The organism is Bradyrhizobium sp. GW821-FHT13H05, assembly GCF_058804065.1.
Genome location: NZ_JBXAPO010000012.1, coordinates 132336 through 154863 on the forward strand (window position 1 = coordinate 132336; position 22528 = coordinate 154863).

Annotated in this window: 23 protein-coding genes; 8 read left to right on the forward strand and 15 right to left on the reverse strand. The window is 65.4% G+C overall.

Annotated elements, in window-relative coordinates; translation table 11 throughout:
- Positions 1-30: 30 nt before the first annotated feature.
- The 3 genes from AC1RR3_RS28905 to AC1RR3_RS28915 all read right to left on the reverse strand — a co-directional run bounded on the left by AC1RR3_RS28905 (position 31) and on the right by AC1RR3_RS28915 (position 3230).
- Entirely contained in the window at positions 31-1281 is a 1251-nt protein-coding gene (locus tag AC1RR3_RS28905; RefSeq protein ID WP_492827025.1) for an MFS transporter, read from the reverse strand.
- A gap of 218 nt (positions 1282-1499) precedes the next feature.
- Positions 1500-2843, reverse strand: coding sequence for a phosphoglucosamine mutase (gene glmM, locus AC1RR3_RS28910; protein ID WP_492827027.1), 1344 nt, complete (start codon positions 2841-2843; stop codon positions 1500-1502).
- Between the two features lie 219 nt (positions 2844-3062).
- Positions 3063-3230 carry a hypothetical protein gene (locus AC1RR3_RS28915; protein ID WP_492827029.1) on the reverse strand — a complete coding sequence of 56 codons (168 nt, stop codon included), beginning with the start codon at positions 3228-3230 and terminating at the stop codon, positions 3063-3065.
- Positions 3231-3361: 131 nt separating this feature from the next.
- On the opposite strand from AC1RR3_RS28915, the gene AC1RR3_RS28920 reads away from it, so the two are divergent.
- Positions 3362-4498, forward strand: coding sequence for an alpha-hydroxy acid oxidase (locus tag AC1RR3_RS28920; RefSeq protein WP_492827030.1), 1137 nt, complete (start codon positions 3362-3364; stop codon positions 4496-4498).
- Between the two features lie 221 nt (positions 4499-4719).
- Here AC1RR3_RS28920 and AC1RR3_RS28925 read toward each other — a convergent pair whose 3' ends face one another.
- The 9 genes from AC1RR3_RS28925 to AC1RR3_RS28965 all read right to left on the reverse strand — a co-directional run bounded on the left by AC1RR3_RS28925 (position 4720) and on the right by AC1RR3_RS28965 (position 14412).
- Positions 4720-5328, reverse strand: coding sequence for a single stranded DNA-binding domain-containing protein (locus AC1RR3_RS28925; protein ID WP_492827032.1), 609 nt, complete (start codon positions 5326-5328; stop codon positions 4720-4722).
- Between the two features lie 160 nt (positions 5329-5488).
- Entirely contained in the window at positions 5489-6115 is a 627-nt protein-coding gene (locus tag AC1RR3_RS28930) for a hypothetical protein (RefSeq protein WP_492827034.1), read from the reverse strand.
- Between the two features lie 55 nt (positions 6116-6170).
- The gene (locus AC1RR3_RS28935; RefSeq protein WP_492827036.1) at positions 6171-7010 is read right to left on the reverse strand and encodes a shikimate dehydrogenase; all 840 of its coding nucleotides are present in this window, start codon (positions 7008-7010) and stop codon (positions 6171-6173) included.
- A 52-nt stretch (positions 7011-7062) separates the two neighbouring features.
- Complete coding sequence (locus tag AC1RR3_RS28940; protein WP_492827037.1) at positions 7063-7707, reverse strand: YoaK family protein; 645 nt, start codon at positions 7705-7707, stop codon at positions 7063-7065.
- Positions 7708-7778: 71 nt separating this feature from the next.
- The gene (locus AC1RR3_RS28945; RefSeq protein WP_492827038.1) at positions 7779-9533 is read right to left on the reverse strand and encodes a SulP family inorganic anion transporter; all 1755 of its coding nucleotides are present in this window, start codon (positions 9531-9533) and stop codon (positions 7779-7781) included.
- A 108-nt stretch (positions 9534-9641) separates the two neighbouring features.
- Positions 9642-9914, reverse strand: a complete 273-nt coding sequence (locus tag AC1RR3_RS28950) for a helix-turn-helix domain-containing protein (RefSeq protein WP_492827039.1) — start codon at positions 9912-9914, stop codon at positions 9642-9644.
- Between the two features lie 333 nt (positions 9915-10247).
- Positions 10248-12296 carry an elongation factor G gene (locus AC1RR3_RS28955; protein ID WP_492827041.1) on the reverse strand — a complete coding sequence of 683 codons (2049 nt, stop codon included), beginning with the start codon at positions 12294-12296 and terminating at the stop codon, positions 10248-10250.
- A 150-nt stretch (positions 12297-12446) separates the two neighbouring features.
- Positions 12447-12929, reverse strand: a complete 483-nt coding sequence (locus AC1RR3_RS28960) for a DUF992 domain-containing protein (protein WP_492827043.1) — start codon at positions 12927-12929, stop codon at positions 12447-12449.
- Positions 12930-13209: 280 nt separating this feature from the next.
- Positions 13210-14412, reverse strand: a complete 1203-nt coding sequence (locus tag AC1RR3_RS28965; protein ID WP_492827045.1) for a pyridoxal phosphate-dependent aminotransferase — start codon at positions 14410-14412, stop codon at positions 13210-13212.
- Between the two features lie 558 nt (positions 14413-14970).
- Here AC1RR3_RS28965 and AC1RR3_RS28970 point away from each other — a divergent pair.
- The 6 genes from AC1RR3_RS28970 (at position 14971) to AC1RR3_RS28995 (ending at position 18907) form a co-directional block, all read left to right on the forward strand.
- The gene (locus AC1RR3_RS28970; protein ID WP_492827047.1) at positions 14971-15621 is read left to right on the forward strand and encodes a glutathione S-transferase family protein; all 651 of its coding nucleotides are present in this window, start codon (positions 14971-14973) and stop codon (positions 15619-15621) included.
- Positions 15622-15778: 157 nt separating this feature from the next.
- Entirely contained in the window at positions 15779-15955 is a 177-nt protein-coding gene (locus AC1RR3_RS28975; RefSeq protein ID WP_492827049.1) for a hypothetical protein, read from the forward strand.
- 73 nt (positions 15956-16028) lie between these two features.
- The gene (locus AC1RR3_RS28980) at positions 16029-16187 is read left to right on the forward strand and encodes a hypothetical protein (RefSeq protein WP_492827051.1); all 159 of its coding nucleotides are present in this window, start codon (positions 16029-16031) and stop codon (positions 16185-16187) included.
- A 192-nt stretch (positions 16188-16379) separates the two neighbouring features.
- Positions 16380-17180: a PAS-domain containing protein gene (locus tag AC1RR3_RS28985; RefSeq protein WP_492827053.1), complete on the forward strand. Its 801-nt coding sequence runs from the start codon at positions 16380-16382 to the stop codon at positions 17178-17180.
- A 72-nt stretch (positions 17181-17252) separates the two neighbouring features.
- Positions 17253-17708: a GNAT family N-acetyltransferase gene (locus tag AC1RR3_RS28990; protein WP_492827055.1), complete on the forward strand. Its 456-nt coding sequence runs from the start codon at positions 17253-17255 to the stop codon at positions 17706-17708.
- A gap of 257 nt (positions 17709-17965) precedes the next feature.
- Positions 17966-18907: an aldo/keto reductase gene (locus tag AC1RR3_RS28995; RefSeq protein ID WP_492827057.1), complete on the forward strand. Its 942-nt coding sequence runs from the start codon at positions 17966-17968 to the stop codon at positions 18905-18907.
- A 16-nt stretch (positions 18908-18923) separates the two neighbouring features.
- On the opposite strand, the gene hmuQ is transcribed toward AC1RR3_RS28995, so the two are convergent.
- The 3 genes from hmuQ to AC1RR3_RS29010 all read right to left on the reverse strand — a co-directional run bounded on the left by hmuQ (position 18924) and on the right by AC1RR3_RS29010 (position 22183).
- Complete coding sequence (hmuQ, locus tag AC1RR3_RS29000; RefSeq protein ID WP_492827059.1) at positions 18924-19247, reverse strand: heme-degrading protein HmuQ; 324 nt, start codon at positions 19245-19247, stop codon at positions 18924-18926.
- A 141-nt stretch (positions 19248-19388) separates the two neighbouring features.
- A complete protein-coding gene (locus tag AC1RR3_RS29005) occupies positions 19389-20606 on the reverse strand; it encodes a DUF1501 domain-containing protein (protein WP_492827061.1) in 1218 nt (405 codons plus the stop codon).
- Positions 20607-20608: 2 nt separating this feature from the next.
- Complete coding sequence (locus tag AC1RR3_RS29010; RefSeq protein ID WP_492827063.1) at positions 20609-22183, reverse strand: DUF1800 domain-containing protein; 1575 nt, start codon at positions 22181-22183, stop codon at positions 20609-20611.
- A gap of 114 nt (positions 22184-22297) precedes the next feature.
- On the opposite strand from AC1RR3_RS29010, the gene AC1RR3_RS29015 reads away from it, so the two are divergent.
- Entirely contained in the window at positions 22298-22513 is a 216-nt protein-coding gene (locus AC1RR3_RS29015; protein WP_492827065.1) for a cysteine-rich CWC family protein, read from the forward strand.
- The last annotated feature ends 15 nt before the right edge of the window (positions 22514-22528 follow it).

The window sequence follows — 22528 nt, forward strand, 5'->3', positions numbered from 1 at the left end:
TGAAGCTGCAATGCAGCGAAGGGAGATTTGTTAACGCGTGTGCCGCGGCAGTTTTGGCAGGAACACCGCAAGCAGCCCGATCGCCGGCAGATAGGCGCAGACCTGATAGACGAACTCGATCGAGGTGTGGTCGGCGAGCTTGCCAAGCACGGCCGCGCCGAGGCCCCCGATGCCGAAGGCGACGCCGAAGAACACACCGGAGATCATGCCGAAGCGATGCGGCACCAGTTCCTGCGCGAAAACGATGATCGACGACGTCGTCGAGGAGATGATCAGGCCGATGATGACCGACAGAACCGCGCTCGCATAGAGCCCGGCATAAGGCAGCGCCAGCGTGAACGGCAGCGCGCCCAGGATCGAGATCCAGATCACGATCTTGCGGCCGAAGCGATCCCCGAGCGGTCCGCCGAGAAACGCGCCGACCGCGTTCGCCGCAAGGAAGATGAAGAGGTACATCTGCGCGGTCTGCGTCGACACGCCGAAACGGTCGATCAGATAGAAGATGTAATAGCTCGACAGGCTCGAGACGTAGAGCTGCTTCGAGAACAGCAGCGCCACCAGCACGAGGAGTGCAACGGCAACGCGGCGCGAGCTCGGCGCGTCAGGATAAGCCTGGACAGCTGCCGCCTTCTTCGCCCTGATCTGCGGCTCGTACCAGCGGCCGATGCGCCAGAGGATGAGAATCGCGAGGAACGCGATCGACGAGAACCAGGCGATGCTGCCCTGCCCGAACGGCACCACGATCAGCGCCGCGAGCACCGGCCCCATCGAGGTGCCGAAACTGCCGCCGAGCTGGAACACCGATTGCGCAAAGCCGTAGCGACCGCCGGAAGCGAGCCGCGCGATGCGCGCGGACTCCGGATGGAACACCGCCGAGCCAAGACCGACCAGCGCGGCCGCGACGAGGATGATCAGATATTGGTGCGCGACGCTGAGCAGCAGCAGCCCGAAGAAGGTCGAGGCCATGCCGATCGACAGCGAGTAGGGCTGCGCCTTCTTGTCGGTGTAGTGCCCGACCACCGGCTGGAGCAGCGAGGCCGTGAACTGGAAGGCCAGTGTGATCATGCCGATCTGCGCGAAGTCGAGCGCGTAGGTGTCCTTCAGGATCGGATACACCGAAGCGATCAGCGACTGCATGGTGTCGTTGAGGAAGTGCGAGAAGCTGATGCCCGCGAGCACGATATAGGCCGGCCCCGCGGCCTTGGCGGCAGCAGGCGCCACGTCGCTGACGACGACGGGCTCGGTCAGCGTTTCCTCTGAGACGACGACTGGCTTGTTCAATGGAGCGATCCCGCAGGCGCGGCGAACCGCCGCATCTGCCTACCTACGATGTGGGGGGCGGCGGAACCACTCCCAATCGTCGATAGCTGGAATGCGCGGGTGCTCTCTTCCAGGGACTTCGTAGCCCGGATGGAGCGAAGCGTAATCCGGGGCCTTTATCGCCTGCTGCACGAATCCCGGATTTCGCTGCGCTCCATCCGGGCTACGATCGCACTTGCTTACGCCGCGGCCTGGCCCAGCGCGGAGACAATCGTGTCGACGACGTCCTCGACCAGGATGCGGTCCTCGCCCTCGCCCATGACGCGGATCACGGGCTCGGTGCCGGAGGAGCGGATCAGCAGGCGGCCGTGGCCGTTGAGGCGCTTCTCGCCGTCGGAGATCGCCGACTTGACGTCGGAATCGTCGAGCGGCTTGCCACCCTTGTGGCGGACGTTCTTGAGGATCTGCGGCAGCGGATCGAACCGATGGCAGACTTCCGACACCGGCCGGCGCGACTTCTGCACCACGGCCAGCACCTGCAACGCGGCCACGAAGCCGTCGCCCGTGGTGGCGTAGTCGGACAGGATGATGTGGCCGGACTGCTCGCCGCCGAGATTGTAGCCGCCGCTCAGCATCTGCTCGAGCACGTAGCGATCGCCGACCGGCGTGCGCACGAGATCGAGCCCCTGCCCTTTCAGGAAACGTTCGAGGCCGAGATTGGACATCACGGTGGCGACGATGCCCGGCCGCGACAGCCGGCCGTCTTCCTTCCAGCTCTGCGCGATCACCGCCAGCAACTGGTCGCCATCGACGACGTGGCCGCGCTCGTCGACCAGGATGACGCGGTCGGCGTCGCCGTCGAGGGCGATGCCGATATCGGCACGCATTTCCCGGACCTTTCTCGACAATGCTTCCGGCGAGGTCGAGCCGCAATCCTTGTTGATGTTGAAGCCGTCGGGCTCGACGCCGATCGGCACGACGTCGGCACCCAGTTCCCACAGCGCTTCCGGCACCACCTTGTAGGCCGCGCCATTGGCGCAATCGATCACGACGCGCAGGCCGTCGAGCGAGAGATCGCGCGGCAGCGTGCGCTTGGCGAATTCGATGTAGCGGTCATGCACGCCGTCGATGCGGCGGGCACGGCCCAGGCTTGCGCTCTGTGCAAGGCGCTTGTCGATGGGCTCGTCGAGCAGCTGCTCGATCTGCTTCTCGACGTCGTCGGAGAGCTTGAAGCCCTGCGGACCGAACAGCTTGATGCCGTTGTCCTCGAACAGATTGTGCGAGGCCGAGATCATCACGCCGAGATCGGCGCGCATCGACTTGGTCAGCATCGCGACCGCCGGCGTCGGCATCGGGCCGACCAGCAGCACGTCCATACCGACGGAGGTGAAGCCCGCGACCATCGCGTATTCGATCATGTAGCCGGACAAGCGGGTGTCCTTGCCGATCACGACCCGGTGGCGGTGGTCACCGCGCTGAAACGCAAGGCCTGCGGCCTGGCCGACCTTGAGCGCGAGCTCCGGCGTGATCAGTCCGTTGGCGCGGCCCCGAATCCCGTCCGTCCCGAAATATTTGCGGCTCATATCGTCCCCCACGCAACAACCAGGAATCCCCAACACAACCTGCGGCTGCCCCGACGGGCCCCGCATCCCTGATTTGCTGAGGTCTTATAAAGCCTGTGCGGCTAACTTGGCTTCAAAAAATATGATGAATCATTACGGAACCGGGGCCGCCATCGCCCCAGCAACTTATTGTTAACATTATATTTCCGGCTCGGACGCCGGAATGAAGCGGAACCGCCGCTAGTTCGAGCGCTTCACATGGCCGTCGCCGCGGCTCGGCGCCGGCTGGGTGACGTTGACCGGATCGGAGCCCGGAAAGGTCTCTTCCAGGCCCTCCTCCAGCGCGTCCTCGAGGTCCTGCTTCTCCTTGATCTCTTCCGGCGTCGGCTGTCCGTGCGGTTTGCTCATGGCACCCTTCTCTCAAACGATTTGGCTGTGCATCCAACCATGCTAGATGACCCCTCAATCTTCCGATGCAAGACTCTTGTCCGACGAGCTTCTTGCAAGACTTCCGAGACAAGACGGGCCGGGGAACGTTCATGAAGCACATCACCTGTATCGACGATCTTCGCGCGCTGCATCAGCGCCGCGTGCCGAAGGCGTTCTTCGACTATTGCGACCGCGGCTCCTATGCCGAGGAAACGCTGCGCGCCAACCGCGACGACATGCAGAACATCAAGTTCCGCCAGCGCATCCTGGTCGACGTCTCCAAGCGCGACACCTCCACCACGATCCTGGGCGAGCCCTCGACCATGCCGCTGATGCTGGCACCGGTGGGACTCCTCGGCATGCAGCATGGCGACGGCGAGATCCACGCCTGCCGCGCCGCGCAGGCCGCCGGCATCCCGTTCACGCAATCGACGATGTCGATCTGCTCGATCGAGGACATCGCCGCCAATGTCGAGAAGCCGTTCTGGTTCCAGCTCTACGTCATGAAGGACCGCGGCTTCATCAAGGAATTGATCCAGCGCGCGATGGCGGCCAAGTGCAGCGCGCTCGTGCTCACCGTGGATCTCCAGGTGATCGGACAGCGACACCAGGACATCAAGAACGGCATGACGGTGCCACCGGAATGGTCGCTGTCGAAGCTGATCGATTTCGCCACCAAGCCGGCCTGGGTGTCGGGCGTGCTGCAAGGCAAGCGCCGCACCTTCGGCAATCTCGCCGGTCATCTGAAGGTCAGCGACGACATCACCTCGCTGTCGACCTGGATCAACTCGCAGTTCGACACCTCGCTGAACTGGAACGACATCGACTGGATCCGCAGCATCTGGCCGGGCAAGCTGATCCTCAAGGGCATTCTCGACGTCGAGGACGCCGAGCTCGCCGCAAAGACCGGTGCGCAGGCAATCGTGGTCTCCAACCATGGCGGCCGTCAGCTCGACGGCGCACCGTCCTCGATCGAGGTGCTGCCCGAGATCGTCGACGCCATCGGCGGCAGAATGGAGATCATGTTCGACGGCGGCATCCGCTCCGGCCAGGACGTGATGCGCGCGCTCGCGCTCGGCGCAAAGTCCTGCATGATCGGCCGCGCTTATGCCTATGGCCTGGGTGCCGGCGGCCAGGCCGGCGTCGCCAAGGCGATCGACATCATCCAGAAGGAGCTGCTCACCACCATGGGCCTGTGCGGCGTCAACAGGATCGACGAGATCGACGATCAGATCATCGCGGTGTGAGGTGGTTCCCAACCTCTCCCCACTCTTCTGCGGGGAGAGGTCGGATCGCGAAGCGATCCGGGTGAGGGGCGAGGCACACTGCCGGCGCAAACAGAGATCCATCCGACTCGCGTGACGGGTCACGATGCAAATCGAACTCGCGGAGAGAACTCCTCACCCCACCCTCTCCCCGTAAGAACGGGGCGAGGGAGCGAGAGAGCGGTACGTCCCTTACAGGCCCCTCACATCGGCGGCGTGATGCCATCGCGGCCGACATTGACGCGGTTGGCCTCCAGCGAGCCGTCTTCCTTCTTCGCCGCACCGAAAATGATCAGCTTGGCGCCCGGCTTGATCTCGGACTTGTCGCTGGCGACGAAGGTGACGATCGGCGTGTCCGGCGGCACCACGACTTTCTTCTCGCCGTCCTTGTATTTCACCGTGATGTTCTGGCCGTCGGTGCCCTTCACCGTCTGCGCCACGGTGGCGTTGGTCATGGTCGAATTGGCGCGGGCATCCCAGGGTCGAAAGCCTTCGGCGGCGCCGCGCTGGTTCTCGGGGAAAATATGCACGGCGATCGCCTTCTGCGTGCCGTCGGGCTCGGGCATGCCGGTGACGCCGATATAGGAGCCGTCCTTGATCTCCGACAGCGAGGTCTTGACCACGGCGAACACCGCGACATTGTCAGTCATGTTCACCTTCACGTCGGTGCCCTCGCGGGTCTTGATGGCGAGCGTGTTGCCGTCGACGCTCTCGATGGTGCCGCGGATGCGGACCGTCGGCGCCTGCTGCGCCGAGGCGATCGAAGCAAGGGCGACGGCGAACAGCGCCGCAAGCAAAGGCGATTTCGACATTGTGTTTCTCCGGGGAAGTTGGCTGCGCAGGAACAAACACCGAGCCTGACCGCGTATTCCGGCAGTCCGTGGCCCGGATGGAGCGCAGCGCAATCCGGGAAGGTACCGCGCAAAAAGCCCCCCGGATTTCGCTGCGCTCCATCCGGGCTACGAAGTATGATCACATCGGCGGCGTGAGGCCATCCCGGCCGACGCTGACGCGGTTGGTCTCGAACGAGCCGTCCGGCAGCTGCTTCATGAAGGCGATGACCTTGGCGCCGGCCTTCAGGTCGGTCTTATCGCCGGGCACGTAGGTGACGACCGGCGTATCGGCAGAGACGAACACCTTCTTCTCGCCGTCCTTGTACTTGACCAGCAGCGTATGGCCGTCATTGCCGACCACGCTCTCCGACACGGTGGCATTGGTCATGCTGGAGTTCGGCTTGAGGTCATAGGGCCGCGAGCCCTCGCCGGTGCCGCGCATGTTTTCCGGAAACACATGGACCTCGACGGCGTTGTCGCCGCCGTCAGGTCCCGGCACGGTGGTGGCGCCGACGAAAGAGCCGACCTTGATGTCGGCGAGTGAAATTTTGGTAATGCCGGCGACCCGCACGTCGGACGCGATGTGCAGTTTGACGTCCTCGCCGCTGCGCGACTTGACCTGCATGGTGTCGCCGTCGATGCTCTCGATCGTGCCGCGCACCCGCGTCGGCACCGGCGCCTTTTGCGCGACGGCATAGAGGGTGGAAGCGGCCACCATCGCGACAGCGATGAGCGGGCGTGTGAAAGTTACGCGTTGAATGGTCATGACGGTCTCCGATTGTCCCACGGAGATAGAACTCCGCAAACCGCGCACTATTCGCTCAAGTCTTTGTGAGATCGGCCTCGACCAGCGCGCGCAGCTCGGCCGTGACCTCGGGTCTGCGACCGAACCACAGCTCGAAGCCGCGCACCGCCTGGTGCAGCAGCATGCCGAGCCCGTCGGCGGTCTTCAGGCCGCGCGCGGTTGCTGCCGCAAGCAGCGGCGTCACCAGGGGGACGTAGACGAGATCGGCGACGACGGCCGCCTCTGGCAGGCGCGCAACGTCAACCTCGAGCGGAGGCTGGCCGTGCATGCCGAGCGAGGTCGTGTTCACGAGAAGTTTTGCGCGCGGCAGGACGTCGTCGATCCCGTCCCAGGGAAGCGGATGCACGTTCGGCCCGAACTGCTTCGCCAGCGTCTCGGCCCGCGCGATGGTGCGATTGGCGAGATGGATGCGCTTGATGCCGCGCTCGCGCAGGCCGAACACGACCGCGCGCGAGGAGCCGCCGGCGCCGAGCACCAGCGCCTCTTCCGCCTTGTCCCAACCGGGCGCGCTGGCGTCGAGATTGCCGACAAAACCCTCGACGTCGGTATTGGTCGAGCGCAGCTCGCCATCTTCGAACCACAGCGTGTTGGCGGCGCCGACGGCCTTGGCGCGCGCATCGGGCGTCGACAGCGCCAGCACACCCTCCTTGTGCGGAATGGTGACGTTGGCGCCGACGAAGCCGCGCAGCGACAGCCGCAGCACGAAATCGCGCAAATCATCAGGCGGGACCGCCTCGATGAGGTAGCCGCCCTCGATGCCGAGCGTGCGCAGCCAGTAATGATGGATCAGCGGCGAGCGCGAATGCGCGGCCGGCCATCCGATCAGACAGGCTGCGGGAGCCTTGGTCACGGTCATCGTCTCCTTGGGTTTTATCGGAGGCGATCCATTTCGCGTCCCGCCGGCTCTGTCAAGCGTGCGGGCGCCGCATCATTGCTGTGACGATTGCGGCCATTGCCAGCGCTGCGCCGGCGGCGAACCAGATCGCGGCAAGGTTGATCCAGGCATAGGCGAGCGCGCCGGTTGCCGAGCCCGCAACCAGCGCCGCCCACAGCAGGAGGTTCGGCGCCCAGCCCCAGCGCGGCCCGCCGGTGAGGCCGACGGCGAGGAGCTGGCCGACCTTGACGAGCGCGCCGGTGACATAGGTGAGGCCGAGGCCCGCGCCGCCGTCGATCTGGAACACGGCGTTCTCCAGCCCCATCGCGAGCACGATCGCGGCGATGGCGAGGTTCGGCAGGCCGTAGGCATGGCAGAGCGCGGCAACGGCGAGCAGCGCGGCTTCGATCAGCAGCAGCCAAGGCTGCCGCTCGGCACCACCGCCCAGCACGACAAGGCTGCCCGCCGCAGCACCGGCGACGAACAGCGCGATCAGGCCGAGGGCGCCGGCGGCCTGCCACCATTGGGCCTCAGCAAGGCTGACGCCGAGGCGGGTGGAATTGCCGCTCATGAAGGAGACGAACAGGCCGCCGAGATGCAGGAAACCGATGCCGTCGACATAGCCCGCGAGCATGCTGAGCGCGCAGGCCAGCGCAATATTACGCCTCGAATTCAGCATTCCAATCCGATCCACCACCGCCGTGATGCGGCAGTGTCGGTCAAATCCGCCGGCTTGAGAAGTGCGTGCCCTTAGGTCGCGGCCATGTCGTCGGCCGCAGGCTTTGCTGCGCCACCCTTGATGTCGGCGACCGCGCGCTCGATCGTCTCGCGATAGCGGGCGCGCGGCGGCGTCACGCCGTGAGTCAGCAGCGCACGGCGGACGGCGGGCGATGCGCCGGTGATGAACAGCCTTATGCCCTGGCGGTGCGCCTTGGCGGCGACGCGGCCGAGCACGTTCGCCGCGGTCGAATCCAGGAACGGCACCGCGGCAAAATCGACGACGAAGCCTTTGCGCTTGTCGGCGATACCATCGAGCACGCTTCCAATTGCGGAGGCGGCGCCGAAGAAGAACGCGCCGGTGATGCGATAGACCAGCACGTCGCGATCGACCGCGAGCGCGGGATCGTAAGGCACCCGCTCGCCATTGCCGTCATCGGGGCGGTCGGCCGCCACCAGCGGCGTACGCTCCTCGATACCCGTCATCTCCGACATGCGGTGGATGAACAGCACCGCGCCGAGCGCGAAGCCGACCAGGATGCCCTCGGTCAGATCGCGGAAGATCGTGAGCAGGAAGGTTGCAAGCAGCACGACGGCATCGCCCCATGACGAGCGCAGCAGCGTTGCGAATTCGTGCTTCTCCGCCATGGTCCAGGCCACCACGACGAGCACCGCGGCGAGCGCGGCGAGCGGAATGTAGCTCGCGAGCGGCGCCGCGATCAGCATGAACAGCAGCAGAAAGACCGAATGCAGCATGCCCGCGAGCGGGCCGCGCGCGCCGGCGCGGATGTTGGTCGCAGTGCGCGCGATCAGACCGGTGACGCAGATGCCGCCGAACAGCGCCGAGCCGACATTGGCCGCGCCTTGCGCCACCAGTTCGCAATTGGAGCGGTGTCGGCGCCCGGTCATGCCGTCGGCCACCACCGCGGACAGCAGAGATTCGATCGCGGCGAGCAGCGCGAACGAGATCGCGTCCGGCAGCACCGCCTGCGCCTTCGCCAGCGAGAACGAGGGGAGCGCCGGCGAGGGCAATTCGCGCGGGATGCCGCCGAAGCGCGAGCCGATGGTTTCCACCGGTAGCGCGAACACCGCACACACGACGGCCGCGAGCACGACCGCGATCAGGATGCCGGGCCAGGACGGCCGCCAACGCCGCAACGCGCCGATGATGGCAATGCTGACGATCGCAACCGCAAGCGCTGCCGGATTGACGGAGTGCAGGCCTCCGGCCAGCGCTGCGAGTTTCGGGACGAATTCGCTGGGCTCCTTGCCTGCCAGCGTGATGCCTGAGAGATCGCGCAACTGGCTTGCGAAGATGATCACAGCGATGCCGGCGGTGAAGCCGACCGTGACCGGATAGGGAATGAACTTGATGTAGGTCCCGACACGCAGGAATCCGGCGGCGATCAGGAAAAGTCCCGCCATCAGGGTGGCGAGGATGACGCCGTCAACGCCATGACGATCGGCCGTCGCCGCAACCAGCACAATGAAGGCGCCGGCGGGACCGCCGATCTGGAACCGGCTGCCGCCGAGCAGCGACGCGATGAAGCCGCCGACGACCGCGGTGTAAAGCCCGCGGTCCGGCGTCACGCCCGAGGCGATCGCGATCGCCATCGACAGCGGCAGCGCGACGATCGCGACCGTGAGGCCCGCGAACACGTCGGCGCGGAAATCGGCAAGGCCATAACCCTCGCGCCAGACGGTGACGAGCTTCGGCAGATAGAGTTCGGCAAAGGTCGGCTGACGAAGCTGGTGCAGCTTGCCTGCGTGTTCGCCCGTGATGCTCATTTCAGCAAACTGCTCCGCTGCCCACAACGCTCCGATGCATCGTGCGGCCGCGTGCTTCGGCGCGACGGTGCGTTAATTCAACCTGCTCCGAGCATGATCATCGCGGGATCACGCTCCCACCCGGCGCGGTGGCCCCGGCTCTTTCAGCCGAACACCGCGTCCGCCGCTGTCGCTGCGCGCCTGTTCGCCGATCAGCTCGACGCCGGCCCGCTCGAACGCCTCGACCACCCTCATCAGGGTTTCGACCACGCCACGAACATTGCCGGTGGAGGCCTCCATCCGCTGGATGGTCGGCAGCGAAACGCCGGCGAGCTCGGCCAGGGTTCTCTGGTCAATGCCGAGCAGCGCACGGGCTGCCCGCATCTGGAATGACGTGATCACCTTGGCCTCACGTATCAGAGCTTATAAATGATATCTGATGCATATACAATGATGTAAAATACATCATCGCGAGGCGAACGCAAGCGCTGAATGGGTTGGCCTTGAAGCGAGTCTGCATCCCCGGTCATTGCGAGCGCAGCGAAGCAATCCTGACTGTCTCTGTGGAAACAGTCTGGATTGCTTCGTCGCTTCGCGCCTCGCAATGACGGTGGGGAGGAAGCTGCGTGCGTCCAACTCTCGCCGTGCGCCGGGGATCCAGCCCCTCACTCCCTCTCCCGTAAGAACGGGGAGAGGGAGTGAGAGAGCGATGCGCCCGTTACCGCGCGAAGCCGATCACGCCGCGTGCTGATGCGCGGCGATGATCTGGTCGGCGGCGCGGCCGGTGACTTCGGCCATGTGGTCGAACGTGCGGGTGAAGCTGCCGGCGCCGGCCGTGGCCGAGCGCAGCTCGACGATCAGCTCGCCGATCTCGGCTTCCGGCATCATGGCACGGACGCAGTCCCAGCCGCTCCAGCCGTCGCGGGTGTCGAAGCCGAGGATCTGGCCGCGCCGCGCCGACAGGATCGCGTTGATCTTGGCGGTGGCATCGGTCGGACAGACGATCTCGACCACGTGGATCGGCTCCAGCAACACCGACTGGCATTGCGGCAGGCCTTCGTTGAGTCCGACCCGCGCCGCCGTGCGGAAGGCGAGGTCGGAGGAATCGACGCTGTGGTAGGAGCCGTCGGTCAGCGTCACCTGCAAATCGGTGACGGGGAAGCCGAGCGGGCCGCGCGCCAATCCGTCGACGACGCCCTCTTCCACCGCGCCGATGTAGTTGCGCGGCACAGCGCCGCCGACCACCTTTTCGGCGAACTTGAACCCCTCGCCGCGCGGCAGCGGCTTGATGTCGAGCACGACGTCGCCGAACTGGCCGTGGCCACCGGACTGCTTCTTGTGGCGGCCGCGCTGGACGATCGGCTTGCGGATGGTCTCCTGGTAGCCGATCGCGGGTGGGTGCGAGGCGATCTTGACACCGAAGCGGTCGCGCAGCCGCTCGCTTGCGACGCGCAAGTGCATCTCGCCCTGCCCCCACAGCACGGTGTCGTGGGTCTGGGCGTTCATCACGATGACGAGGGAGGGATCCTCTTCGTGCAGCCGCGTCAGCGCCTGGCCGAGCTTGACGTCGTCCTTGCGGTCGGTGGCCGCAACCGAGATCGCGAGCACCGGCGGCGTGGGTTCTGCGGCAGCCAGCGCGGCCGGCTGGGTCTTGCCGTTCGAGACCGTGTCGCCGGTCTTGACCGAATCGAGCTTGGCCAGCGCCACCGTGTCGCCGGCCTCCGCCGCGGCACGCTTGGTGTCGTAGGCGCCGGTGACGGCGAGGATGCCGGAGATGCGGCTGATCCCGCCGGAGGAGGATTGCAGCGTGGCACCGTCATCAAGATGGCCCGTCAGCAGCCGCGTCAGCGACAGTTTTCCGCCGTGCTGCGAATGCAGCGTCTTGAAGACGAAGCCGAGCGCGTCCTTGCTCTCGGGAACGCCAAGACGTTTGGCGGTCTCCGCAACACCGGGCGCCTCGTGACGCAGCGCCTTCATCAAACGCAGGACGCCGTTTTCGCGCGCGGCCGCGCCCAGCAGCACCGGGCAGATCTGTCCTTCGCGCAATTCGCGGGCGAGGTCGTCGAACACGGCGTCACGCGGCGGCTGGATGTCTTCGAGCAGTTGTTCCATCAGCGCGTCGTCGTGGTCGGCGAGCTTCTCCAGCATCGAGAAACGCGCCTCCTTCTCACGATCGAGATTGCCGCCTTCGAGCGTGATCACTTCGGAGGCCTTGTGCTCGCGATAGATGAAGGCGCGCTCCAGCGCGAGATCGACAAAGCCCTCGATCATCTCGTCCTTCCAGATCGGGATCTGGCGCAGCACCAGCGGCACGCGCGAGGCGGGCTGGAGCGTTGCGAGCGTCTCGCGGATGCGCTTGTTGGCACGGTCGATCTTGTTGAGGAACAGGAAGCGCGGGATCTTCAGCTCCTCCAGCTCGCGCAGGATGATCTGAAGCTGCGGCAGCTTCTTCTCGTCGGCCTCGCAGACCACGATTGCGGCGTCGACCGCAGGAAGTGCGGCGCGCATGTCGTGGGCGAACTCGACGGAACCCGGACAATCCAGGAAAGTGTAGCTGTCGCCCATGAAACTCGTGGTGGCGGCAGTCAGGCCGACGGTCATCTTGTGATGACGGGCCTCGGCACTGGCGTCTCCGACGGACGTGCCGGCGTCGACGCTGCCGGCGCGGGGGATTGCGCCCGTGCGCGCCAGTATTGCCTCGAGAAGTGTGGTTTTACCGCTTTGGAATGGGCCCACCAGCGCAATGCACCGTGGACCTCGGGGACTTCTGACGTCTTGTCCCATTCGCCGCCTCCTTGGTGTGGAGCTCGGCCCATGATTGGGTCGGCAAACGCAGATGCTCTGCCCGTCCCCGAGATTTGGCAAGCGTCAAACGTCGCTGCGGTGCGTCGTTGTGATCGCGCCGGCGGAACGGCGCGATCACACCCGCAATCGTTAACGACCCGGACGAAGTTCCAGGCTTTCGAGGCCGGCGGCGACGTTGAGGCCGACCTGGCCCTGCACGCTGAGCGGCTGGAGCGCGATCGAATTGTTGGAGCCACCGACCAGCGCGTTGCCGCCGACACCGACGCCGATCGAGGCGCTGCCCTGCGCGCCCGCGTAGTTGCCCGAGAGATCGCCGGGGCCGAGCCGGTCGACCGGCGCGAACACGCCCCAGGCCAGCGTGGTCTCCTGGGTGATGCCGATGTCGAGGCCCACTTTACGGATGGTCGCGACGTAGCGATCCTCCGGCAAACCGTCGGCGCGCAGGACGCAGCCGAGATTGGTCACCGATCCCACGATAAAGCCGACGCTGGCGCCGCCGCGGCATTCAAGCACGCCGACCCGCACCATCCGCTGCTGCTGCGCGCTGCTGTCGGCGACGGAAACAACGAGGCTGGCCGCGGCGAGCCCGGCGAAGATGAACGAACGGCGCATGAATGTCTCCGGCGATGAATGTGATGCGAGCAGAGAAGGCAGCCTGCAAGCGGCGCGATGGTCTATGCCACAAGAGTGATGACGGTGCCAGATCCTCCGTCATTGCGAGCGTAGCGAAGCAATCCAGAGTCTTTCCGCGGAGGGATTCTGGATTGCTTCGCTACGCTCGCAATGACGGGGATAGAGCAGTGCGCCTCTTGCCCTGGACAAATCTTCACCTACCAGAGCAAAAAAGGCCCGCACGAAGCGGGCCCTTTCAATTCGCGCTGCCGCGACAGGCTTACCGGAGATTACCGCAGAAGCGCTGGATGCGCTTGCAGGCGTCTTCGAGGTCCGAGGTCTTGGTCGCGTAGGAGATGCGGAAGGCAGGTCCAAGGCCGAAGGCCGAACCCTGCACCACGGCGACGCCTTCGGTCTCCAGCAGCTCGGTGACGAAGGTCTCGTCATTGTCGATCACCTTGCCCGACGGCGCGGTCTTGCCGATCGTGCCGGCGCAAGACGGATAGACGTAGAACGCACCTTCCGGACGCGGGCACTCGATGCCCTTGGCCTGGTTGAGCATGGAGACGACGAGGTCGCGGCGCTCCTTGAACACCTTGTTGTTGGCGGGGATGAAGTCCTGCGGACCGTTCAGCGCTTCCACCGCCGCCCATTGCGCAATCGACGACGGGTTCGAGGTCGACTGCGACTGGATCGTCGACATCGCCTTGATGAGTTGAACCGGGCCGCCGGCGTAACCGATGCGCCAGCCGGTCATGCAATAGGCTTTCGACACGCCGTTCACGGTGAGCGTGCGATCGTAGAGTTTCGGCTCGACCTGCGCGACCGTGGTGAACTGGAAGTCGTCATAGACGAGGTGCTCGTACATGTCGTCGGTCATCACCCACACATGCGGATGCTTGACCAGCACATCGGTGAGCGCCTTCAGCTCGGCCCTGGTGTAGGCCGCACCGGTCGGGTTCGACGGCGAGCACAGGATGACCCATTTGGTCTTCGGCGTGATCGCGCGCTCGAGCGCCTCGGGCTGGAGCTTGAAGCCGGCCGCGGCGGTGCAGACCACCGGCACCGGCTCGCCGCCGGCGAGCGCCACCATCTCGGGATAGCTCACCCAATAGGGCGCGGGGATGATCACCTCATCGCCCGGATTGATGGTCGCCATCAGCGCGTTGTAGAGCACCTGCTTGCCGCCGGTGCCGACGATGATCTGGTTCGGCTTGTAGACGACGCCGTTCTCGCGCTGAAACTTGCCGATGATGGCTTCCTTCAACTCGGGAATGCCGTCGACCGCGGTGTACTTGGTCTTGCCGGCTTCGATGGCGTGGATCGCCGCCAGCTTGATGTTGGCGGGCGTGTCGAAGTCGGGCTCGCCGGCACCGAGGCCGATGACGTTGCGGCCCGCCGCTTTCAGCGCGCGTGCTTTATCCGTGACCGCGATGGTCGCGGACGGCTTCACACGGTCGAGCGCAGCAGCAAGGAAGGCCATCGTCATCTCCTGACAAGCGTCGTGAACCCTGTGGCCTCACGACTCCGATTGTGGGAATGCAGCCACCCTAAAACGTGTGCCGCTGCACCGCAAGAAACTTCGGCCCGATCTCGAGAAAGTTTACGAATTTCGGCGTTTCGAGCCGCGTTTTCCCGCAATTTTCTGTAACTTTGTCGCGCAAACCCCTCATATCCGGCAAGGCTTGTCCTCGGAGCAATTTTGAACCGTTCGAAGGCCCCGAACCGACCACGAGACTGACGCCAGGCTGACGCGCGAGAGGATGCACGAGACCCCGCCGCTGGTCGTCAGCGCCAGGCGTGACCACCACCGTTCAATGATCTCACACCAATGCGCGGCGCGATGCGGCCACGTTGACGCAAGCGTGAACTGAGTTGCATGGCCGCACCGAAATGATCTTCTGCCGCATTGCAATGCGGTAGGGTTTTCGAGTTTTTCTATTGGCTGGCCCTTGCGGCGGATTCGCATCGGCATCATTCTTTATCCGCGCTGCGGGGCAACATGTGCCGCGCTTCCCGTCCTCGGTTTAGAACTCCCGGAATGTACAAGCTCTATTCGATGCAACGCTCGGGCAATAGCTACAAGGTCCGCCTTGCGCTGGCGCTGTTGAACTTGCCTTACGAAGCGGTCGAGGTGGACATTCTGCGCGGCGAAAGCCGCACGCCGGATTTTCTGTCGAAGAATCCTTCCGGCCAGGTGCCGCTGCTCGAGGTCGGCGACAACCGCTTCCTCGCCGAGTCCAACGCCATCCTCTGGTACGTCGCCGTCGGCACGCCGCTCGCGCCGGAGAACCGCATCGATCGCGCCGAAGCGCTGCAATGGATGTTCTTCGAGCAGCACGCGCTCGAGCCAAACATCGGCGCCGCCTATTTCTGGCTGTCGCTGGTCAAGGGCGGCCGCGATCTCCAGACTCATGCGCTGGAGGACTGGATGGAGCGCGGCTATGGCGCGCTCCAAGTGATGGAGAACCATCTCAAGACCAATTCCTATTTCGCCGCCCGCCAGCTCACGGTCGCCGACATCGCACTGTACGGCTATACCCATCTCGCCGACCGCTGCGACTTCGACCTGGCGCCCTTCCCGGCGATCCGGGACTGGCTAAAGCGCGTGGAGGCCGCGCCCGGCTTCGTGGCGATGGACTGGCGTCCGGCCGACGTCGACGACCCCGCCAGCATCGCCGCGGGCGCCTGATGGCGCCGGCGCGCTCTGGCGAATAGCGGGCATAAGGGTCGCTTCTGCCGTATTCTCGCCATTTTGGGCGCGGCCACCGCCCCAATATTGCCGGTTAAAACATTGAAATTGTTCGACGTCGCGGGTGATTCGCCCGCGCGTTGAAGGATTTAGACCCATGATTCGGGCGTCCGGCACGGCAGGCTTTCAGGGCCAACCCGATACCGTTTCGTCTTCCCGGCTGACCAACGCGGTCGCGGCTTCGCTCGCCGTCGCGGCGCTGTCGCTGTGCCTGATCGTCACCCTCACGGTGCTGTCGACCAAAGCGACCATGGCGATGGGCCTGCCGGTCTGACTCCCGTTTCATCCTGGATCAGCCGTCAAGGCGCCGCGTGGCCCGCGTCGACCGATATCGCAACAGGATTTCGATGAAATCACCTGTGGTCGTCGTTGCAATTACCCTGACTGCGGCCATCCTGGTCGCGGCGTCGCTGTTGATTTTCACCGGCGTGCGCAAGAGCTCGGGGACCTCGACGTTGAATGCGCCCGCGTTCCAGCAACGCCTCAGGCACGTGCACGTGGTGTAGATTCTTGTTTTGACGCGTTTTCTCTCCGCGAACCGGTACCCCACTTCGCTCGAAAACGCTCTAAATCATCCGAAAGCTTTGCGCGCCGTCGCAAGCCGCCCTTAAGCGCTCTGCACGATTTCGCACTGCGTCATCGCAACAATCAGTCAGTGTTGCGGCCTTACCTCGTTCAGGGAGGAACGAGACAGGCCCATGCGGTTCGGATGGCGTGCGATCTCCGGTCCCGTGCTGACGGTAGCGATGACGCTGCTGGCGATCATGCTTGATCGCGCCGTTCACATTCCTTCGCCTGCGCCCCTGTTCGTCTGCGTCGTCGCGCTTGCCGGTGCGCTGTCGGGTTTCGCCTCCGCCATGACCAGCGCGGCCCTCGCCGTCCTTGGCGCGGCGCTGTTCTTCGCCGGCCATCGCACCCTCCATGCCAGTGCTGATCTGATCGGCCTGCTCGCGGTGACCGCGTTCGGCACCGCAGGCATCACCGGCCTGATGCGCGAGCGGCTGCTCGCCGCCTTTGCCACTGAGCGCCAGAGCCACGCCATCGCCGCGCGGCTGTCAGCCGCGCTCAACCAGGTCGATATCGGCATCGTGCTGCTCGATACCGAGACGCGTGCCGAATTCATCAACCGCGCTTTCCGCGATTATTTTGCGCTGCCGGACGAAATGGCCGACGGCAAGCCGCCTTTCATCGCGCTGATGTATCACGGCCGCGACACCGGCGCGTTCGAGCTGCCCGAGGACGAGCTCGGCACCTTCATCGCGCAGCGCATGGAGATGGTGCGGATCGGCGATGCCACGCCGATCAACATCAACTTGCGCAGTGGCGAGGTGCTGCGCTTCGTCTGCGCCGCGCTGCCCGACGGCGGGCGCATGCTGAGCTATACGCCGGTCACCGATCTCGTGCGCCACACCGATACGCCCTCACGCGCCGACTACTACCGCTCGCTGCGCGATCCCGCGAACCGCAAGCTGATCCGGTATCTGCGCGTCGCGGAGTGATGCAACGCCGCGATTGATCGCCATGCCCTTCATCACGTATGAAGGGCACTTCATCGCTCGCGGAATTCCAAGATGTCACTCACCATTCGCCCCGTCACGCGGCAGGACTACGATCAATGGCTGCCGCTGTGGGACGGCTACAACGCCTTCTACGGCCGCTCCGGCCCGACCGCGCTCGCGCCGGAAATCACGGCCGTGACGTGGCGGCGTTTCTTCGACGCCTATGAGCCGGTGCACGGCCTGGTCGCCGAGAGCGACGGCAAGCTGCTCGGCATGACGAACTATCTGTTCCATCGCAGCACCACCGCGATCGAGCCGTCCTGCTATTTGCAGGATCTGTTCACGCTGGAGGCCGCGCGCGGCAAGGGTGTCGCCTCGGCGCTGATCCATGGCGTGTACGAGCGGGCGAAACTGGCGGGATCGCCGCGGGTCTACTGGCAGACGCACGAGACCAACGTCACGGCGCAGCGCCTGTACGACAAGGTCGCGGAACGCTCCGGATTCATCGTCTATCGCAAGCTGTTCTGATCCGCGGACGCTGCCTGTGGATAAGTTCGCCTGTCACCCGCGCGTAACATAGCGGGACTAGGCTCCCGCTTGCGTCTGATCAGGCCCCCCGTCACCGATCAAGCGCTCCAAAGCGGTCCCCGTCAGTCGCCGCGTCTGACTGGGGCCGCATTTTTTTGCCCTCAGTTCCCGGCAGCATGGCAGCAACGCAAGGCGGCGCCTTGCCGCTGGCGGGCACCGCGGCCACAATGGCCTGCTTTCTCCTGACAGGACCTCCCATGGAAATTCGTAATCTCGGCGCCTCCGGCCTTCGCGTGTCTGCGGTCGGGCTCGGCTGCAACAATTTTGGCCAGCGGATCGACCTCGAGGCCTCGCGCAAGGTGATCCATCGCGCGCTCGACCTCGGCATCACGCTGTTCGACACCGCCGACATCTATTCGGCCATGGGCGGCTCGGAAACCGTGCTCGGCGCCGTGCTGGGCGATCGCCGCAAGGACATCGTGCTGGCGACGAAATACTCCAAGCCGATGGCTGAGGACGGCACCAAGCAGGGCGCCTCGCGCCGCTACATCGTGGCTGCCGTGGAAGCGAGCCTGAAGCGGCTGAAGACCGATTACATCGATCTCTACCAGCAGCACGACTACGACCCGCTGACGCCGATCGAGGAGAGTCTTCGCGCACTGGACGACCTCGTCCGCCAGGGCAAGGTCCGCTACATCGGCAATTCGAACTTTCCGGCCTGGCGCATCGCCGAAGCGGAGTACGTCGCACGCGCGATGAATGTCACGCGCTTCGTTTCGTGCCAGGACGAATATTCGCTGGTGGTGCGCGACATCGAGAAGGACCTGCTGCCAGCGGCGCAGGAATACAAGCTCGGCCTGTTGCCGTTCTTCCCGCTCGCCAGCGGACTTCTGACCGGCAAGTACAAAAAGGGCGAGGCCGCGCCCGGCGACACCCGCTTCGGCCAAACTCCGCGGTTGCGCGACCGCTATGTCACGCCGCGCAACGAGGCCATCGTCGAGAAACTACAGGCTTTCGCGACGGCGCGTGGGCACTCGATGCTCGAGCTCGCCTTCTCCTGGCTCGCCGCGCGCCCGCAGGTCTCGAGCGTGATCGCCGGCGCGACCCGCGCCGAGCAGATCGAGCAGAACGTGAAGGCGATCGCGTGGAAGCTCAGCGCCGAGGAGATGGCGGAGATCGACAAGATCACGCAGGGCTGACATTTCCAGCGCGGCGCTATTTGGCGCCGCGCCCGACCGTCTGCATCACCTCGAAACCCTCGAACTGGGGATGACCGAGATAGGTCGGCTTGGTGTCGCCGGCCCGCGCATGCGCTGCGCGAAATGCTTCCGACTTGGTCCAGGCCTCGAACGCGGCGTGGTTCGCCCAGATCGTATGCGAAGCGTAGAGCGTGTGGTCCTCGGCTTCCGGCCCGCGCAGCAGATGAAATTCGACGAAGCCCGGCACTTTGTCCAGATGCGTGTCGCGCGTGAGCCAGACCTGCTCGAAAGCGGCCTCGGAGCCCTTGGCGACGCGGAAGCGGTTCATGGCGATGTACATGGGTGGTCTCCTGTTGTTCAGGCAATCATGTCGTCATTCCGGGATGCGCCGCAAGGCGCAGGCCCGGAATCCATAACCCCCATCGGGCGTATGGATTCCGGGCTCGCGCTACGCGCGCCCCGGAATGACGGCGTTTGTGGATTAGGCAATCAATCCCTTCATGGGTCGTGCTCCCGCGCTGTCCGGAAACACCGTCTCGGCCAGCACGCGGTCCGACAGGCCGAACTGGCCTTGCAGCACGCCCTTGATCACGGAACGTAGATCGGTCGTCGGCTTGAGGTCGCGCCCCTCATAGAGGTTGGCGAGCTTGAGGCCGGGCCAGTCGGAGATGACGCGGCCGCCCTTCACGGCGCCGCCGGCAAGCAGCGCGATCGTTCCAGTGCCGTGATCGGTGCCGTCGGTGCCATTGATGCGCGCGGTGCGGCCGAATTCGGTGGCGACGACGACGACGGTGTCGCGCCAGCGCCCACCGAGCCCGCTTTCGAATTCGGCGAGCGCGCCGTCGAGACCGCCGAGCAGGAAGGCGAGGCGCCCGACCGGGCCGCCTTCATTGGCGTGCGTGTCCCAGCCGTCGAAGGCGAGCGCGGCAATGCGCGGGCCGTCGTCGGCCGCCATCAGCTTTGCCGCGCCACGCGCCACCTGTCGCATCTGCGCGACCTGGTTGCCACCCTTCGGCTTCATGTCGTCGCCGCTCGCGACCTTGTCGAGCTGGAGGCCTTGCGACAAGGCCATCGCCAGCGCGGGATCGCGGTGACGGTAGAGATCGACGAGCCGCATCGCGGTGTCGTCGTCGGCCTGCGGCAGCGCGACCGGCGCCCAGCCGACGGTCGGCGCATTGCCGCGCAGCACCAGCGGCGTGGTCGGGCCGACGGCAAGCCCGCTCGACACGCGCTCGCCGCGCGGCAGCGCTTCCAGCGCACGATTGAGCCAGCCCGATTGCACCCGGCCCGGACCGGCATAGCCGCTTTCGAGCACGTCCTGGCCGTCGAAATGCGAGCGGTCGCGATAGGGCGTCGCGACTGCGTGGATCACCGCGGCATGCATGTCGCGATACATGCGCGCGAATTCCGGCATCGCCGGATGCAGCGCGAAGAACGTGTCGAGCATGATCGCGGGATGCGCACCGTCCGACGTCAGCGCGATCGAGCCGTGCAGGCCGGCATAATCGGGATCGCCAACCGGCGCGACGGTCGAGAGCCCATCGAGCGCGCCGCGCAGGATCACGACGATCAGCCTGGGATCGCGCCCGTCGGCCGCGCGGGCGAATTTCGGCAAATAGGCCCAGGCAGCAAAGGACGCACCGCCGAGCAGCAGGCCGCGGCGCGAGGTGAGAAGGCGGTTCTCGACGCAGTCGATCATCATCATCTCCTCTGCAATTCCGGCGACATCAGCAACAGCGCCAGCGCCTGCTGACGCGATTCCGCCCGCTCGATGGTTTTGCGCGTTTCGATCGACGCCGCATCCGCGGCAGCGAATTCCAGCAGATCGAGCGGGTCGATGTTGGGCCCGAGCCGCGCGCCCATTTGCGCGGCGATGTCGAGCCGCAGCTTCATGCCTTCGGGCGCGGCCCATGCGGCGCTGGTGTCCGGGAAACCGTTGGGACCGGCCGGCGACCACAGCGGCTGTCCCAGCAGGTTCAGATTGTTGATATAGCCGCCGGGATCCTCCGGCACGCGCGCGAGCAGCCGGCCGCTCGCGACCACGAAATCGTAAGGGCTGCGCATCTTGGTCAGCGGCGCCTTCCAGGCTTCGTCGGAATCGACCAGCGCTGTCGCCATTGCCTTGAGATCACCATCGGTCTTGACGAAGACGTCGCGCAACCGCGCAACGAGGGACGGCGGCGGATCGTCGGCGATGAAATGACGGACCAGCTTGGTCGCGATGAAATTCGCCGTCGACGGATGCCGGGCGATGTCGGCGAGCGCGGCCTCGCCCTGCGCAAGGCCGGTCGGCTCGTAGGTCTTGCTGAGCAGCATTTGCGGGCCCGGCTGGTGCGCATTGGCGTTGAACACGAAGGAACCGGGCGCACCTAACCCGCCTTGCCGGCCTGCAAAGGTCCAGCCGGTGATGATGCGCGCGAGCGAGGTGACGTCTTCCTGCGTGTAGCCGCCGCCGACACCGAGCGTATGCAGCTCCATGATTTCGCGCGCGAGATTCTCGTTCAGCCCGCGCTTGCGGTTTTGCCCCGCGCGCGAATCCGGTCCGAGCGATTGCTGGTTGTCGAGAAAGAACAGCATGGCCGGATGCTGCTCGACCGCCTTGAGCATGTCCGCGAACCGCCCGAGCACGTGCGGACGGATCGCCTCGCGCTCGAACGCGCCGGCCCAGATCCGCGCCAGCTCGCCCTTGGTCGCGGAGATGCAGAAATGGTTGGACCAGAACACGACGAGGCGCTCGGTGAAGCCGCACTCGACCAACGTCGCGCGCTGCAAACGCGCCAGCGCCTCGGCGCGAAAGGTTTTCTGGATCACGTTGAGCGGCTGCGGCGCAGGTTTTGCGGCGGGCGGCGCCGCCATGCTGGGCTGCATGGTCTCGGGCTTCGCCGCGCCGTCGGCCGGCTTCGCCTCGGCCATCTGGCCGGCGATCTCGGTCGCCACCATGTTCAGCGAGAGATTGCGGCGCGGCCCGGGCTTCTGGTCGGCCGGCGCCTGCGGCGGCGGCGCTTCGGGCGGCGTCCCGGCCTTCGCAGTTTCCTTGGCGGCCGCCTCGCGCGCCTGCTTGACCTCGTCCTGATAGGCGAACACGGCCTGGCCGAGTTGCGGCGTCGATTGCAGACCCGGCGCCTCCAGCAGCACGCCATTGGGGCGGGCGAGTTCCGCCTTCACGAAACCTCTGGGATCGGAGGCTGCATTGATGAGATCGCCGGAGGCCCCGCCGCGGGCCCCGAAGCCGAAACGGTTGAGCGCAACGAGGGCGGCTTGCGAATCGCGGGCCATCGATTTGTCCTCCGCGCCTTGCCAACCGCTTTCCTGATCCGTGCGCGGCGCCTAATATACCGCAGCGGGAGATGAACCCGACATGAAAATGACGGCACAGCTTTTGCGCAAATCATGACAAATCCGAAAGAATTCGCGCGGCAGGAACTACGCCGCCTCAGCTGTTCCCGCTGCGGCACCGAGTTCGGCTGCGATCTCTCCGGCAAATGCTGGTGCGCGGAGGAAACGGCAAAGCTGCCGATGCCGGTGAAGGGCGAGGATTGTTTGTGTCGGGCGTGTTTGAGGAAGGCGGCTGCGGAAGCGCGTAGCCCGGATGGAGCGCAAGCGTAATCCGGGAATCGTTCC